Raw genomic sequence first — 15784 nt, 5'->3', positions numbered from 1 at the left:
GAGAAATTTTTTCGGCTTTTTTATTTGTTTTACGAATAAATAGATAAAGCAAATTTTCATTCAACTGAGGAGGAAAGATGTTAGAGACAATCATTGAAAAGATGAAAGAGTATAAAATTTTGATTGGTTTAAGTTTGATTGGTTTGATAATAGCAGGATTTTTTATGATAAATGGTCAATCTAGTAGACAATCAAATGTAGCAGAGCTCGCACAGGAAACAGTTGCTAGTTCTAAAACAGAATCAGAAGAAATTTCAACTGGAACGAAGAAAAACTCACAGAAAGAAAAAGCAGAGACTCAAACGAGTTCAAGTGAAGAATCAGAATTTTTAACCGTAGATGTCAAGGGTGCAGTCAAAAATCCAGGTATTTATCAACTGAAAAAGACTAGCCGTATCAATGATGCAATTCAAAAAGCGGGTGGTTTAACGACAGATGCTGACAGCAAGTCTATCAATTTGGCGCAAAAACTAACAGATGAAGCTGTTGTTTATGTGGCAACTGTTGGTGAGAATGCGACAAGTGTTGCAAGTGGAACAGGACAATCTTCAACGTTAGGAACTAGTGAAGTCGCATCGCAAAAAGGGAATAAGGTCAATCTAAATACAGCTGATTTATCTGAGCTGCAGACCATTTCTGGTATTGGTCAAAAACGTGCACAAGATATTTTAGATTATCGTGAGGCAAACGGGAAATTTAATTCCGTTGATGACCTGAAAAATGTATCAGGAGTAGGTGCTAAAACACTAGAGAAATTGAAGGAATATGTCACAGTGGATTAAAAGATTTCCGATTAAGCCAATTTACATAGCTTTTTTGCTTGTCTGGTTGTATTTTGCAATCTACCAAAGTAGTTGGTTAGCTTGTCTTGGTTTTATCTTTCTGGTGATTCGTCTTTTTCGCTTTTATTCACCGAAAGAATGTTTCATGACCTTCATGATCCTCTCTTGTTTTGCTGGTTTTTTCTTTGTTCGTAGGGAAATGGTAGAGCAGAAGACGAAAGTAGAACCTTCTCCCGTAAGACAAGTAGCAGTTCTACCCGACACGATTAAGGTAAATGGAGATTCACTTTCTTTCCGTGGTAAAACAAATGGGCAGACTTATCAAGTTTACTACAAATTGAAATCAAAGGAAGAACAGTTGGCTTTTCAAAATCTCTCTAGTCTGGTTATATTGACCGTTGAAGGGGAATTTGAAATCCCTGAGAAGAAGCGTAATTTTGCTGGTTTTGATTACCAATCCTATTTAAAAACGCAAGGGATTTATCGAATTTTAAAAGTGGATACCATTTTATCGAGCCAAGATAGAATCAGCTTGCACCCTTTTGAGTGGCTTTCTAGCTGGCGAAGAAAAGTACTGGTATTTATCAAGAAGCATTTTCCAAATCCGATGAGTAATTACATGACAGGACTCTTATTTGGTGCCTTGGATACAGACTTCGATGAAATGAACAATCTTTACTCTAGCTTGGGGATTATTCATTTATTTGCGCTGTCTGGCATGCAAGTTGGCTTTTTTATGGAGGGTTTTCGTAAGTTGCTGTTAAGGCTGGGTCTTACACAGGAAATGGTCCATAAATGCCAATATCCATTTTCTTTCTTCTATGCGGGAATGACTGGATTTTCAGTATCCGTTGTACGGAGCTTAGTTCAGAAATTATTGTCGCAACATGGTATCACTAAGTTAGATAATTTTGCTTTAACAATAATGGTGTTGTCCTTGCTTATGCCATCTTTTCTTTTAACGGCAGGAGGAGTTCTCTCCTGTGCCTATGCTTTTGTTATTAGTGTGATAGATTTTGAAAGTCTGACTTTTTGGCGAAAGATTGTTGTAGAGAGCAGTGTCATTTCGCTTGGTGTTTTACCGATTCTAATCTTTTACTTTGGTGAATTTCAACCTTGGTCTATTTTGTTGACATTTGTTTTTTCACTGATTTTCGATACAATGATGCTGCCAGGCTTGACGTTGATTTTTATTTCTTCGCCTTTGATAAAGCTAACTCAGGTCAATTTTCTATTTGAAGGGTTAGAAAATAGCATTCGTTGGATAGCAAGTGTCTTTAGCAGACCAATCGTTTTTGGGCAACCCAGTCCGCTTTTGCTGATTGTTATGCTACTTGTACTGGCTATTTTGTATGATATTAGAAAAAATAAAAAATGGGTAATATTTCTTAGTTTGTTTCTTTCATTGCTCTTTTTCATAAATAAATTTCCTTTGCAAAATGAGATCACAATGGTGGATGTTGGGCAGGGAGATAGTATTTTTCTGAGAGACTGGAAAGGACGAAATGTATTGATTGATGTTGGTGGACGTGAGGAAATTAGAACAAAAGAAGCTTGGCAAAAACGAGCGACTAGCTCAAATGCAGAGAAAACTTTGATTCCTTACTTAAAAAGTCGTGGTGTAGATACGATTGATACTTTAGTCTTAACAAATCCTAATCCAGATTATGCAGGAGATGTATTAGAAGTTGCTAAAAAATTTGCAATAAAGAAAATTTATATTTCCAGAAGTAGTCTAAGCAATGCAGATTTTCTAGAGAAATTAAGGAAAATAAACACATTCATTCATGTTGTAAAACAAGGCGACAAACTTCCTATTTTTGATCATCATTTGAAAGTTCTTTCGAGTGCTAGCAAGAACGACCATTCGATCGTTTTATATGGTCAGTTTTTCCGTACAAGATTTTTATTTGCGAGCGACTTGAAAGAAGAGGGCGAAGCAAAGTTAATGCAGCATTATCCAAAGTTGAAAACAGATGTTTTGAAAGTCGGACAGCATGGAGCCAAAAATTCATCACATTCAAAGTTTTTACAGCAAATAGAGCCCGCAGTTGCGCTCATTTCTGTTGGGAAAAATAATCAATCTAAGCAACCAAGTCAAGATACAATAGAGCGATTTGCACAATTGCCTGCTAAGGTCTATCGGACAGATGAACAAGGGGCAGTTAAATTTTCAGGGTGGACAAACTGGCGATTAGAGATGATCAAGTAATTGTTCTCTAAAAATTAATTTCCGTTGATTTATTAGGAAAAGTATGATATTCTATTAGAAATTAAAATGTTAGGAGATTTATGATGTTTACAGCTTATAAAAAGTTTTGGACTCACTATGCTGATTTTGAAGGAAAATCAACTAGATCTGACTATTGGTGGTCTGTTTTATGCAATGCTTTAATTACCCTTCCATTTGTGATAATAGCTTTTGGAGCGATTATGACAGCAATTTTCAGTGCTATTCAACAAGCAGCTTACTATGAAGGAGGGAGTGGTTTTGATCCAAGCGTCTTTATAGCTGGATTAGGTTCTACACTTTTCGTCTTTGTTTTATTGAGTTTATTTGGGATAGCAACTTTAATCCCAAATTTGGCGATTATTGTGCGTCGTTTGCGGGATGCTGGCTATCATTGGGCATTTATCTTTTTATATGCAGCTCCTATACTTTTGATGTGGGTTCCAATTTTAAATATTTTGGCTGCTGTTGCTATGTTACCATGTTCTATCGCTCTAATTGTCCTACTTTGTATGCCAACTAAAGTACAACCTATGGTTTACCAAGGACAATTTACAACGCAACAAGCACAACCTCAGCAACAACCTGTTCAAGCACAACAATTTACTCAACCACAAGAACAAGCAGTTGAACCCGAAACAACACCAACTCAATCTCAACAAGAATCTGCGATTACAACTGAAACTCCAGAACAAGTTGTTCAATCAGATGAGAAAGAGTTGGACTCAGCTATCTCTGAAGATAACTAAACTAGAAACGCTCCAATAATGCATTGGGGTGTTTTTTAGAAATGACGATTTTTTTTAATATCATTTTTATGAATTTACTCCTGAATAAGCCAATCTTATATCTCATTTATCCCATTAGAAAAATGACTTACTTAAGCCAATTTTTAGTCTTTATTTGGATCGTTTTGAAAATCAATGATAAGGCAAATGATAGCAATCGCAAAAATAAATAATCCAAATCCGATAATAGTTTTTATTATGATATTTGAAAGGTAAAATAAAGCAATAATCAAAAGTAAAAATACAATAAACCAAGACCACATAATAAACTTCCTTTCTGTCTTCATTATAACACAGGTGAATCTTTTTATATGATAAATTGCAATAAAAAGTGCAACGTTTACTCGTACTCATCCACTAGAGCTTCACAAGCAGTTCTGTAAGCTAAACATTTTCGTTGTCGGTGATTGATATCATATAAGGCCTTGTTCAAAGCCTCATCAGAGATAGCGGCTAAATCTGTTTTCTTTGGAAAATATTCTCTTAGTAAGCCATTTGCGTTTTCATTGCTTCCTCTCTGCCAGGATGAATAGGCATCCGCAAAGAAAAAGGAAATTCCTAAGTTCTCTACCAGAGGATAGCAGGCAAACTCTTTTCCCCTGTCTGAAGTGAAGGTTTTAAGAGCCTCTTTTGGAAGTAGCCTACAAAGTTGTTCGATGGCTGAAAACATGGATTTGGCTGTTCTATCTGGTATCTTGAAAGCTAAGTAAAAACGCGTTTTTCGCTCTAGAAAGGTCGCTAAACACCCCTTACTTTTGCCTCTGGAAGACACCACAGTATCGAGCTCCCAGTGACCAAAGGTCTCACGATTCCTGACCTCTTTAGGACGTTTGGCAATCGACGTGCCAATCCTAAATCTTCCACGTGTTTCTATGGGTTGTCGAGTCTTTCCTTTACGACGAAGGACGCTTAAATCCAGATCAATCAAACCAGCATAGAGCCCCAGTTATAGATAGTTTTAAAAGCAACCATTGGCTTTTGTTCAAGCTGATAGCGGCCGCAAATCTGTTCAGGTGACCAAGAGGATTTTAAACCGGTCTCAATTTCCTTTTTCAACTTTGGTGTCAAACAAGACTTCCGACCCTTTTGTTTAGCCCTGCGGTCGTACTGTTCCTGTGCTAAGGTAGCGGAATAACCATTTTGACATCGTCTTAACTCTCTTGAAATAGTAGACTTATGGATTCCAAGTTTATTTGCAATTTGGCAAGCTTTCAAACCTAATTCTAAGTAGGTTTCTATCTTTATTCGGTCGGTTATGGTAAGATGGGAGTAGCTCATAGTTTTTCCTCGGGTTCTGTTTGTGTGGTTACTTACAGTTTACACCAATGAAACGCTATGAGTTTTTTTGTTGCACTATATTTTACAATTTATCATATTATTTGAGATAATGTATGTCGTCTGTAGAGAGTTATGCTAGCATTGCTTTTGAATGTTGTTGAAATGTTTAAAAGAAGTGCTACTTTTTCTTCACTAAAGCAATTGATTTCTACACAAAAAGTCAGCTAAATGAAGGAAAATTTGGTATGATAAAAGTAATCATGTAGCTAGGAGAAAGACTATGGAAAACAAAGTGCGCTACAATTGGGCGACTTTAGGTACGGGTGTGATTGCTAATGAATTGGCACAGGCTTTGCAGCAGCTAGGTGGAAAGCTCTATTCTGTTGCTAATCGAACACATCAGAAAGGCTTGGACTTTGCACAAAAATACGGTATTGAAAAAGTTTATGATCAGATTGATGACGTATTTAAGGACGAAAATGTGGATATTATTTACATTTCCACGCCACATAATACGCATATTGATTTTTTACGAAAAGCATTAAAAAACGGAAAACATGTTTTATGTGAGAAGTCCATTACGTTAAATTCAGAAGAATTGGAAGAAGCAGTTTTGTTAGCCGAGCAAGGACACGTCGTTTTGGCAGAAGCGATGACGATTTACCACATGCCAATCTATCGACAATTGAACAACATCATTTCCAGTGGTCAATTGGGTGATTTAAAAATGATTCAAATGAACTTTGGTAGCTACAAAGAATACAATATGACCAATCGTTTCTTTAATCGTCAGCTTGCTGGCGGTGCACTGTTAGATATTGGCGTGTATGCCTTGTCATTTGTTCGGTGGTTTATGACATCTAGCCCTAACCAAGTCCTTTCGCAAGTGAAATTTGCACCAACGGGTGTCGATGAGCAAGCAGGGATTCTTCTAACGAATGCCCAAGGAGAAATGGCGACTTTGACCTTGAGCCTCCATGCTAAACAGCCCAAGCGTGGAACAATTGCTTATGATAAGGGCTACATTGAAATGTATGAATATCCTAGAGGACAAAAGGCGGTTATTACTTATACTGAAGATGGGCATCAAGAAATCATTGAAACGGGAAAGACGAGCGAAGCTTTAATGTATGAAGTTCTTGATATGGAAGCAACAGTAGCTGGCGACAAAAATGAGATGCATTTGGATTACAGCTGTGATGTCATGAAAATCATGACAGATTTGCGAAAAGAGTGGGGTATGACTTATCCAGAGGAAGAAAAATAACGATACAGAACAGGAGAAACAATGGAACATTCAGCTTGGCATAGTTTGATTAAGCAGCAATTGCCTGAAGGGTATTTTGGTAAAATCAATTACTTTTTAAATCAAGTTTATTCATCAGGGACAATCTATCCACCACGTGAAAAAGTTTTTAATGCGATTCAAACGACGGATTTAGCAGATGTAAAAGTAGTGATTTTGGGGCAAGATCCCTATCATGGTCCGCGTCAAGCGCAGGGGCTGAGCTTTTCAGTACCAGATGATATTCCAGCACCGCCTTCTCTTCAAAATATTTTGAAAGAGTTAGCAGATGATATTGGCATCAAAGAATCTCATGATTTGACACCTTGGGCACAGCAAGGAGTCTTGCTGTTGAATGCCAGTTTGACCGTTCCTGCTGGGCAAGCAAACGGGCATGCTGGTCAAATCTGGGAACCGTTTACGGATGCTGTGATTAAGATTGTCAATGAAAAAGATACACCTGTTGTCTTTATACTCTGGGGCTCTTATGCACGCAAGAAAAAAGCCTTGATCACTAATCCTAGACATCTCATTTTAGAATCTCCTCATCCAAGCCCTCTCTCAGCTCATCGTGGATTTTTTGGTAGCAAACCTTTTTCTAAAACAAATGCCTTTCTAACGTCTCAAGGGATAGAACCGATAAATTGGTTATTGTAAGTAGTTTTATATAGTAGTATTTTTTAAAGGAGAAAAATGGTTAAATTAGCAACGATTTGCTACATTGACAACGGCAAAGAATTTTTATTGCTACATCGAAATAAAAAGCCTAATGATGTCCATGCTGGTAAGTGGATTGGTGTTGGGGGTAAGTTAGAGAAAGGTGAAACGCCGCAGGAGTGCGCTGTAAGAGAAATCTTAGAAGAAACAGGCTTGCGAGTCAATAAGCCAGTATTAAAAGGTATTATCACGTTTCCAGATTTTACACCTGATAATGATTGGTACACGTACGTATTTAAAGCGACAGAATTTGAGGGAGAATTGATTGACTGCGATGAAGGGACTTTGGAATGGGTGCCTTATGAACAAGTTTTGTCCAAACCGACTTGGGAAGGAGATCATACGTTTCTATCTTGGATTTTAGAAGATAAACCATTCTTCTCGGCTAAATTTTCCTATAAAGGGGATAAATTAGTGGAGAGTCATGTTGATTTTTATGGAGAATAAGGAGAAAAGTGCATGTTGTTAATTAAAAATGGTCGCGTTATGGATCCAAAATCTGGTTTTGATAAGGTTTGTGATGTCCTAGTTCAGGATAAAAAAATTCTTCAAATTGGTCAGGATTTGAAGGCAGAAAATACTCAGGTGGTTGATGCGACTGGATTGGTGGTGGCGCCAGGACTGATTGATATTCATGTTCATTTTCGTGAACCTGGTCAGACGCATAAAGAAGACATTCATACGGGTGCTTTAGCTGCGGCAGCGGGTGGATTTACAACGGTTGTCATGATGGCAAATACCACTCCAACGATTTCAACAGTAGAGACGTTGAAAGAAGTAATAGAATCTGCCCACCGTGAAAACATTCATATTAAGTCTGTCGCGACCATTACAAAGAATTTTGATGGACAGCATTTGACAGATTTCAAAGCGCTTTTGGAAGCGGGAGCTATTGGTTTTTCAGATGACGGAATTCCATTAAAAAGTACAAAAGTGGTACGCGAAGCTTTGGAAGAAGCTGACAAAAATGGTACATTTATCTGCCTTCACGAAGAGGATCCAGAACTCAATGGTATCCTTGGATTTAATGAACAGATTGCCAAAGAACATTTTGGATTTTGCGGTGCGACTGGGGTCGCTGAATATAGTATGATTGCGCGTGACGTGATGATTGCTCATGCAACTAATACTCATATTCATATCCAGCATTTATCAAAAGCAGAAAGTGTGAAAGTCGTGGAATTCGCTCAGCGATTGGGCACTCACGTAACGGCAGAAGCAGCGCCCCAGCATTTTTCTAAGACAGAAGAGCTATTGTTGTTAAAAGGCAACAATGCCAAAATGAACCCGCCACTTCGTTTGGAATCAGATCGTTTAGCTGTCATTGAAGGACTTAAGTCTGGAGTGATTTCAGTCATTGCGACAGACCATGCACCTCACCACGCTGATGAAAAGAATGTAGAAGACATCACCAAAGCACCGTCTGGCATGACAGGTCTAGAGACATCACTTTCGCTTGGCTTGACGTATTTGGTGGAAGCAGGTCATTTGACACTCATGCAGTTGCTGGAAAAAATGACGATTAACCCAGCGCAACTCTATGGTTTTGAAGCGGGTTATCTTGCTGAGAATGGCCCAGCAGATCTCACCATTTTCGATGCAAATGCTGAACGCATGATAACAGAAGATTTTGCCTCAAAAGCAGCTAATTCACCATTTATCGGCGAAAAATTAAAAGGCGTTGTTCACTATACGATCTGTGATGGGCAAATTGTCTATGGAAGCAAATCATCATAACAAGCATAAGGTTGGAAGTGTTTTTCAACCTTATTGTATTTTAAATTTCTTATAATTTTTAGAAAATTTTCTGTTTATTTTAATAAAAAATGATACAATAGAGAAGTTAAAAGAGTCCCGAAAAGGTAGTCAAAGGTTAAATATTGACCGTAGAGACTAGTGCTTTGTAACTTTTTAACGTAAGTCTGTTTACAGATTTTCAAGTAACTTCCTAGCAATAATAGAATTTCTAGGGACAATATTTCATTAAAAGGGGGACATGAATATGTCAGAGCGTAAACTTTTCACGTCTGAATCTGTATCTGAAGGACATCCAGATAAGATTGCAGACCAAATTTCAGATGCTATTTTAGATGCTATTTTGGAGCAGGATCCAGAAGCTCATGTAGCTGCTGAGACAGCTGTCTATACAGGTTCCGTCCATGTTTTTGGAGAAATCTCTACAAATGCTTATGTGGATATTAACCGCATAGTTCGCGATACAATTGCAGAGATTGGTTATACAAAAGCTGAATATGGTTTTTCAGCAGAAACGGTGGGGGTACATCCATCGCTTGCTGAGCAATCACCAGATATCGCTCAAGGGGTGAATGAAGCCCTTGAAATTCGTGGAAATGCTGAACAAGATCCGCTTGATTTGATTGGTGCCGGTGATCAGGGGCTGATGTTTGGTTTTGCTGTAGATGAAACACCTGAACTAATGCCGTTGCCTATTTCTCTCAGTCACAAATTAGTCCGTCGTTTAGCAGAGCTTCGCAAATCTGGAGAAATTTCCTATCTTCGTCCGGATGCAAAATCTCAAGTAACGGTTGAATACGATGAAAACGACAAACCTATACGTGTGGATACTGTTGTTATTTCCACTCAACATGACCCAGAAGTAAGCAATGAGCAGATTCATCAAGATGTGATTGAAAAGGTCATTAAAGAAGTGGTTCCAGCAGAGTATTTAGATGAAAAAAGTAAGTTTTTCATCAATCCGACTGGTCGCTTTGTTATTGGCGGGCCTCAAGGAGATTCTGGTTTAACTGGACGTAAAATTATCGTTGATACATATGGGGGGTATGCACGTCATGGCGGTGGAGCCTTCTCTGGGAAAGATGCTACGAAAGTCGATCGTTCAGCGTCTTATGCTGCGCGTTATATTGCTAAGAATATTGTTGCAGCAGGATTAGCTAAGAAAGCAGAAGTTCAGCTAGCCTATGCCATCGGAGTCGCACATCCAGTATCAGTCCGCATTGATACTTTTGGCACAGGTACAGTTTCAGAAAGCAAGATTCAAGAAGCAGTTCGACAAATCTTTGATCTTCGTCCAGCGGGTATTATTCAAATGCTTGATTTGAAACGACCAATTTACCGTCAGACTGCTGCCTATGGGCACATGGGACGTACAGATATTGACCTGCCGTGGGAAAAACTTGATAAAGTAGATGCTTTGAAAGCAGTTGTTGCAAAATAAAGAAGAAGTTAGGATACAAGTCTCTTGTTTATAAATTTTTTATGAGGCATTTTATAATCAGTCGCAGTTGCAATCTGACTTAAAACGTATTTATTTGTGCCGATTATATTAGTGTTATCTGCAAACTCCAGCAGTTCCCTAGATTGTCGGATCTAGTTATCATTTTGAGGAAGCTGAGACAAAAGTGCTCGGCTTCCTTTGTTTATTAAGACGCAGTGGTTGAGTAGGACTCTAATACGTTGATAAATCAACTTTCACAGCCCTACTCAACCGTGCAGAGGTGGGACGATGAAATCAAGTTTCTACGAAACTACTGATTTCTGTCCCACTCTCTTTTTAGAATACCACCAAAATAAAAGAGTTTTGTAATCGTTATATAACAAGAATGACAAGTTAAAAGAGATTTCTTTAAAAGGATAGGATTTTCACAGAAACTGTGTTATAATAAAGTGCAGTATATTTGATTATAAATTCCTTGAAAGAGCTAAAAATGAAAAAAATTGTAATTAATGGTGGTCGCCCCTTAAAAGGAGAGGTGACTATTAGTGGTGCTAAAAATAGCGTAGTCGCTTTAATTCCGGCGACAATTTTATCTGATGAAATCGTGACATTGGACTGTGTGCCAGATATTTCCGATGTTGTGAGTTTGATTGACATTATGGAAGCTATGGGAGCTACTGTTGAGCGCCAAGATGATACACTGAGAATTGATCCTTGTGGTATAAAAAATATGCCCATGCCTTATGGTAAAATCAATAGCTTGCGTGCTTCTTATTACTTTTATGGTAGCTTGCTGGGCCGCTATGGCGAAGCAACAGTTGGTTTGCCTGGTGGCTGTGATTTGGGTCCGCGACCTATTGACTTGCATTTGAAAGCATTTGAAGCCATGGGGGCTACTATGTCTTACGAGGGGAGTTCCATGAACCTTTCGACAGGCGGTAAACATCTCCACGGAGCTAGTATATACATGGATACAGTCAGTGTTGGAGCGACCATTAACACCATGCTTGCAGCAGTAAAAGCAAAAGGGCGCACCGTTATTGAAAATGCGGCTCGTGAGCCTGAAATCATTGATGTAGCGACACTTTTGAATAATATGGGAGCACACATTCGAGGAGCGGGTACGGATATTATTGTCATTGAAGGTGTTGACAAACTTCATGGTACTCGTCATCAAGTCATTCCAGATCGAATTGAAGCAGGAACTTATATCTCAATGGCTGCTGCAATTGGTGAAGGTGTGCAAATCAACAATGTCCTTTATGAACACTTAGAAGGCTTTATTGCGAAATTAGAAGAAATGGGAGTTCACATGACCGTTTCTGAAGATAGTGTGTATGTCGAAAAGCAGCATAATTTGAAAGCAATCAATATTAAGACGGCTCCTTATCCAGGCTTTGCTACAGACTTGCAACAGCCTATTACGCCACTTTTGTTAACTGCTGAAGGACGTGGCTTAATTATTGATACGATTTATGAAAAGCGAGTAAATCATGTCCCTGAGTTAGCAAAAATGGCAGGAAAGATTTCAACGAGTACCAATCATATTGTTTATGAAGGGCCTAATCAATTGCAAGGTGCAGCGGTCAAAGCGACTGATTTGCGGGCAGGAGCAGCTCTTGTAATTGCAGGCTTGCTAGCTCATGGAAAAACCGAAATTACAAATGTAGAATTTATTTTACGAGGTTATTCAAATATTATTGAAAAGTTGACGAGTTTAGGAGCAGACATTCAGCTTGTCGAAGGATAGATTCGAAACAGCGTTGACATGATGAGGTGAAATAGCCCAGTTGGCGTACCAACTGGGTCTTATCTTTAGAGGTAAGATATGAATTTGTGGACAAAATTGGCAGAATTTGCCTTTATAGAAACAGAACATTTAGTATTGCGTCCCTTTTCCTTTATGGATAGTGAAGATTTTTATAAAATTGCTTCCAATCCTGAAAATTTGCGTTTCATTTTCCCTGTGCAGGCTAATTTACAAGAAAGCCAACATGTATTGGCTAATTATTTCATGAAATATCCTCTTGGCATTTGGGCGATCTGTGATAAAGATTCTGAGAAAATGATTGGTTCTGTTAAATTTGAAAAGATAGACGAAATCAAGGGTGAAGCAGAGCTTGGTTATTTTCTTCGGCATGATTATTGGGGACATGGTCTGATGACTGAGTGCGTCAAAAATATTGTTTATTTGGCATTTACACAGTTTGATTTGAAGCGACTTTATATTGTAACTCATCTGGAAAACAAAGCTAGCCAAAGGGTTGCCGAGAAGACAGGCTTTTCTTGTAGGCGGCAGTTCAAGGGGAGCGACCGTTATACACGTAAAATGCGGGATTATTTAGAGTTTTGCTATGAAAAAGGAGACTTTCATGAGTAAACATCAAGAAATTATCGCTTATTTGGAAGAATTACCAGTAGGAAAGCGTGTTAGTGTACGCAGTATTTCCAATTATTTAGGAGTAAGCGAGGGGACTGCTTATCGTGCGATTAAAGAAGCCGAAAATCGTGGATTGGTAGAAACACGTCCTCGTAGCGGCACGATTCGCGTGAAATCTCCTAAAGTAGAGCTGGAGCACTTAACATTTAAAGAAATTGCTGAAATTACGAGATCAGAAGTATTAGCTGGTCAAGACGGACTTGAAAAGGAATTCAGTAAATTCTCAATCGGGGCAATGACCGAGAAGAATCTCTTACGTTACTTAACAGAAGGAGGTCTCTTGATTATTGGAGACCGCACCCGTATTCAGTTATTGGCTTTGAAACATGAAAATGCAGTTTTAGTGACAGGTGGCTTAGAAGTGAGTCCTGATGTTTTAAAATTAGCGAACCGCTTAAGTATTCCTGTTCTAAGATCCCAACATGATACCTTTACAGTTGCGACAATCATCAATCGCGCATTGTCCAACATGCAGATCAAAACAGATATTTTAACCGTGGAACAGGTTTATCGTGGTAGTCATGAGTATGGTTTCTTAAAAGATACAGATACCGTTCGTGATTTTATGGATTTGGTTCGGAAAAACCGTAGCAGTCGTTTTCCTGTTGTTAATCAGCATAATATGGTTGTTGGCGTGGTGACTATGCGTGATACTGGTGACAAGTCTCCTCACACTATTTTGGACAAAGTTATGACAAAAAATATCTATGCCGTTACTTTAAACACCAGTATTGCCAATGTTAGCCAGCGCATGATTACAGAAGACTTTGAAATGGTGCCAGTCATTCGGAGCAATCAAACTCTTCTTGGAGTCATTACGCGTCGCGATGTCATGGAAAAAATGAGTCGGGAACAAATCTCCAGCCTACCGACTTTTAGTGACCAAGTCTCTCAAAAACTTCGTCATATCAACAATGAATTTTCTTTTGTTGTGGAACCTTTTATGTTAGAAAGTAACGGTGTTTTATCTAACGGGATTCTAACAGAGATTTTAACGACGGCAACACATCAATACATGACATCTGGCAAGAAAAATATTATTATTGAGCAGATGATGATTTATTTCTTGCAAGCTGTTCAGATTGATGAAACTTTGACGCTGCGACCAAGAATTGTCCGACAAACACGGCATTCTGCTATTTTGGATTACGATATTTACCTAAAACTTCAACTGGTTGCAAAAGCAACAATTACAGTAAAAATAAATTAATACCTCAGATATTAAGGAGAAAGAATGATAACTTTAAAATCACAACGTGAAATTGATTTAATGGAAAAAAGCGGTGCATTTCTCGCCAGTATTCATATCGGTTTAAGGGATTTGATTAAGCCAGGTATTGACATGTGGGAAATTGAAGAGTACGTCCGCAGACGTTGTAAGGAGGATAATGCTCTTCCGCTTCAGATTGGTGTGGAAGGCAGCATCATGGACTACCCTTATGCCACTTGCTGCTCATTGAATGACGAAGTGGCACATGCTTTTCCACGCCACCAAAAATTAGTTGAAGGTGACTTAATTAAAGTCGATATGGTTGTTGGCTTGGTTGATAAATCAGAATTGGATGTTTCTAAGCTGGATTTCAACAATGTAGAGCAGATGAAATACTATACAGAAAATTTCCGTGGAGGTGTGGCGGATTCTTGCTGGGCTTATGCAGTTGGTCAAGTAAGTGAAAAAGTGCAACAACTGATGGACGTCACAAAAGAATGCCTTTATCGTGGAATTGAAGCTGCTCAAGTTGGTAATCGAATCGGTGACATTGGTGCAGCGATTCAAGAATATGCGGAAAGTCATGGTTATGGTGTTGTTCGTGACTTAGTAGGACATGGTGTTGGACCAACTATGCACGAAGAGCCAATGGTGCCTCATTACGGACGTGCTGGACGTGGTTTACGTCTTCGTGAAGGCATGGTCTTGACAATTGAGCCGATGATTTCAACAGGCACTTGGGAGATTGACACAGATTTTGAAACGGGTTGGGCTCACAAAACGCTGGATGGTGGACTTTCATGTCAATACGAACATCAATTTGTGATTACCAAAGATGGTCCTGTTATCTTAACCAGCCAAGGAGAAGAAGGAACTTATTAAAAATAAGAATGGAAAGGGGCTTTTTGCTCTGTATTCTAGTAGGAGACGAGATGAAAAAGTTTGTTTCTAAGATTGGACAGAACCCGTTTTTACAATCCTTTTTTAAATTTTATCAAGCATCAGAGATTGATTTGACAAGCATTGCAGTGGCTTATTATTTGCTGATTTCGATTTTTCCGTTGCTATTGATTGTTGTGAATATATTGCCTTATTTTCAAATTCCGATAGCAGAATTTTTGGAAGCAATGGAAGATGTTCTGCCTGAATCGCTGTATGAAGTCGTTGCAAAGGTTACCCGAAATTTGCTAACTCAGCCTTCTTCTGGCTTGTTGAGTTTTTCCATCCTTTCGGCTCTATGGGCATTTTCACAATCAATGTCATTTTTACAAAAAGCATTTAATAAAGCTTATGGTGTTGCAAAAGATAGAGGTCTGATATCACATAGATTATTTAGTTTAGTCATTAGCTTGGGGTTGCAATTTCTCTTTGCCTTGTCTCTTTTACTGACAATGTTTGGGAGAATGTCGCTTCGCTTGCTTCATAGCTTTTGGGAGTTTGACGATCAACTATATGCCAGTTTGCAAAGAATGACCCAGCCGACTATTTACACCTTGCTGTTTCTTTCTTTACTGATGCTTTATTACTTTTTACCCAATGTAAAAATCAGGAAAATCCGCTATGTTCTGCCAGGAACGATTTTTGTAGTTTTTACGATTGGAGTATTGTTAAATTTATTTTCCGTTTATTTGGATACTTATGTAAATCACTTAATGGATGTTCGATTTTTTAGTTCCATTTTTGTTGTCGTCGTCATGATTTGGTTTACCCTCATTGCCCAAATTATGATTATTGGGGCAATCTTAAATGCAAGTTATCAAGGTTGTCACGAAAAAGAATTTGAAACGAGACATAAACAACTGACAACGAGACTTATAAAAAATAAAGAGAAGTTCAAATGAAACTTCTTTTTTTGCGT

General features: G+C 38.4%; 14 protein-coding genes and 1 pseudogene. 13 read left to right on the top strand and 2 right to left on the bottom strand.

Annotated elements, in window-relative coordinates; genetic code table 11:
* Positions 1-77: 77 nt before the first annotated feature.
* The 3 genes from ABKA15_RS04680 (at position 78) to ABKA15_RS04670 (ending at position 3761) form a co-directional block, all read left to right on the top strand.
* Positions 78-782 carry a helix-hairpin-helix domain-containing protein gene (locus ABKA15_RS04680; protein ID WP_049512789.1) on the top strand — a complete coding sequence of 235 codons (705 nt, stop codon included), beginning with the start codon at positions 78-80 and terminating at the stop codon, positions 780-782.
* Positions 766-2994: a DNA internalization-related competence protein ComEC/Rec2 gene (locus ABKA15_RS04675; RefSeq protein ID WP_049512791.1), complete on the top strand. Its 2229-nt coding sequence runs from the start codon at positions 766-768 to the stop codon at positions 2992-2994. The genes ABKA15_RS04680 and ABKA15_RS04675 overlap by 17 nt, the downstream gene beginning before the upstream one ends.
* A gap of 80 nt (positions 2995-3074) precedes the next feature.
* Positions 3075-3761: a DUF805 domain-containing protein gene (locus tag ABKA15_RS04670; protein ID WP_225620253.1), complete on the top strand. Its 687-nt coding sequence runs from the start codon at positions 3075-3077 to the stop codon at positions 3759-3761.
* A 143-nt stretch (positions 3762-3904) separates the two neighbouring features.
* Here the strand turns inward: ABKA15_RS04670 and ABKA15_RS04665 are convergent, their stop codons facing one another.
* Positions 3905-4063 (bottom strand): hypothetical protein, encoded by a 159-nt coding sequence (locus ABKA15_RS04665; protein WP_185952229.1) that lies wholly within the window; start codon positions 4061-4063, stop codon positions 3905-3907.
* Positions 4064-4140: 77 nt separating this feature from the next.
* Positions 4141-5078: pseudogene (locus tag ABKA15_RS04660) on the bottom strand (IS30 family transposase).
* Positions 5079-5358: 280 nt separating this feature from the next.
* On the opposite strand from ABKA15_RS04660, the gene ABKA15_RS04655 reads away from it, so the two are divergent.
* From ABKA15_RS04655 to ABKA15_RS04610, 10 genes are all read left to right on the top strand, one after another.
* Positions 5359-6345 (top strand): Gfo/Idh/MocA family oxidoreductase, encoded by a 987-nt coding sequence (locus ABKA15_RS04655; RefSeq protein ID WP_049513380.1) that lies wholly within the window; start codon positions 5359-5361, stop codon positions 6343-6345.
* Between the two features lie 21 nt (positions 6346-6366).
* Positions 6367-7020, top strand: coding sequence for a uracil-DNA glycosylase (locus ABKA15_RS04650; RefSeq protein ID WP_049513377.1), 654 nt, complete (start codon positions 6367-6369; stop codon positions 7018-7020).
* Positions 7021-7056: 36 nt separating this feature from the next.
* Complete coding sequence (locus ABKA15_RS04645) at positions 7057-7527, top strand: 8-oxo-dGTP diphosphatase (RefSeq protein ID WP_003043000.1); 471 nt, start codon at positions 7057-7059, stop codon at positions 7525-7527.
* Between the two features lie 12 nt (positions 7528-7539).
* Complete coding sequence (locus tag ABKA15_RS04640; protein ID WP_049513375.1) at positions 7540-8817, top strand: dihydroorotase; 1278 nt, start codon at positions 7540-7542, stop codon at positions 8815-8817.
* 265 nt (positions 8818-9082) lie between these two features.
* Positions 9083-10276, top strand: a complete 1194-nt coding sequence (gene metK / locus ABKA15_RS04635; protein ID WP_049513373.1) for a methionine adenosyltransferase — start codon at positions 9083-9085, stop codon at positions 10274-10276.
* A 490-nt stretch (positions 10277-10766) separates the two neighbouring features.
* Positions 10767-12026, top strand: a complete 1260-nt coding sequence (locus ABKA15_RS04630; protein WP_049513371.1) for a UDP-N-acetylglucosamine 1-carboxyvinyltransferase — start codon at positions 10767-10769, stop codon at positions 12024-12026.
* Between the two features lie 78 nt (positions 12027-12104).
* Positions 12105-12656 (top strand): GNAT family N-acetyltransferase, encoded by a 552-nt coding sequence (locus tag ABKA15_RS04625; RefSeq protein ID WP_049513369.1) that lies wholly within the window; start codon positions 12105-12107, stop codon positions 12654-12656.
* The gene (gene spxR, locus ABKA15_RS04620; RefSeq protein WP_049513367.1) at positions 12649-13926 is read left to right on the top strand and encodes a CBS-HotDog domain-containing transcription factor SpxR; all 1278 of its coding nucleotides are present in this window, start codon (positions 12649-12651) and stop codon (positions 13924-13926) included. Before ABKA15_RS04625 ends, spxR begins: the two co-directional genes overlap by 8 nt.
* 24 nt (positions 13927-13950) lie before the next feature.
* Complete coding sequence (locus ABKA15_RS04615; RefSeq protein ID WP_049513365.1) at positions 13951-14808, top strand: methionyl aminopeptidase; 858 nt, start codon at positions 13951-13953, stop codon at positions 14806-14808.
* Positions 14809-14858: 50 nt separating this feature from the next.
* Positions 14859-15767, top strand: coding sequence for a YihY/virulence factor BrkB family protein (locus tag ABKA15_RS04610; RefSeq protein WP_003024700.1), 909 nt, complete (start codon positions 14859-14861; stop codon positions 15765-15767).
* The last annotated feature ends 17 nt before the right edge of the window (positions 15768-15784 follow it).

Origin of the sequence: Streptococcus sp. KHUD_010, from assembly GCF_040207525.1 — a bacterium.
Classification (GTDB): domain Bacteria; phylum Bacillota; class Bacilli; order Lactobacillales; family Streptococcaceae; genus Streptococcus; species Streptococcus hominis.
The sequence above is the reverse complement of the archived record's forward strand: the minus strand, read 5'-3'. Positions and strand labels throughout refer to the sequence as shown.

Bases quoted from the DNA above. Each gene is read 5' to 3' on its own strand.
- ABKA15_RS04650 (WP_049513377.1), top strand. From the start codon at position 6,367: ATGGAACATTCAGCTTGGCATAGTTTGATTAAGCAGCAATTGCCTGAA.
- ABKA15_RS04645 (WP_003043000.1), top strand. From the start codon at position 7,057: ATGGTTAAATTAGCAACGATTTGCTACATTGACAACGGCAAAGAATTT.
- spxR (WP_049513367.1), top strand. From the start codon at position 12,649: ATGAGTAAACATCAAGAAATTATCGCTTATTTGGAAGAATTACCAGTA.
- metK (WP_049513373.1), top strand. From the start codon at position 9,083: ATGTCAGAGCGTAAACTTTTCACGTCTGAATCTGTATCTGAAGGACAT.
- ABKA15_RS04680 (WP_049512789.1), top strand. From the start codon at position 78: ATGTTAGAGACAATCATTGAAAAGATGAAAGAGTATAAAATTTTGATT.
- ABKA15_RS04615 (WP_049513365.1), top strand. From the start codon at position 13,951: ATGATAACTTTAAAATCACAACGTGAAATTGATTTAATGGAAAAAAGC.
- ABKA15_RS04625 (WP_049513369.1), top strand. From the start codon at position 12,105: ATGAATTTGTGGACAAAATTGGCAGAATTTGCCTTTATAGAAACAGAA.
- ABKA15_RS04665 (WP_185952229.1), bottom strand. From the start codon at position 4,063: ATGTGGTCTTGGTTTATTGTATTTTTACTTTTGATTATTGCTTTATTT.
- ABKA15_RS04670 (WP_225620253.1), top strand. From the start codon at position 3,075: ATGATGTTTACAGCTTATAAAAAGTTTTGGACTCACTATGCTGATTTT.
- ABKA15_RS04610 (WP_003024700.1), top strand. From the start codon at position 14,859: ATGAAAAAGTTTGTTTCTAAGATTGGACAGAACCCGTTTTTACAATCC.
- ABKA15_RS04640 (WP_049513375.1), top strand. From the start codon at position 7,540: ATGTTGTTAATTAAAAATGGTCGCGTTATGGATCCAAAATCTGGTTTT.
- ABKA15_RS04630 (WP_049513371.1), top strand. From the start codon at position 10,767: ATGAAAAAAATTGTAATTAATGGTGGTCGCCCCTTAAAAGGAGAGGTG.
- ABKA15_RS04655 (WP_049513380.1), top strand. From the start codon at position 5,359: ATGGAAAACAAAGTGCGCTACAATTGGGCGACTTTAGGTACGGGTGTG.
- ABKA15_RS04675 (WP_049512791.1), top strand. From the start codon at position 766: ATGTCACAGTGGATTAAAAGATTTCCGATTAAGCCAATTTACATAGCT.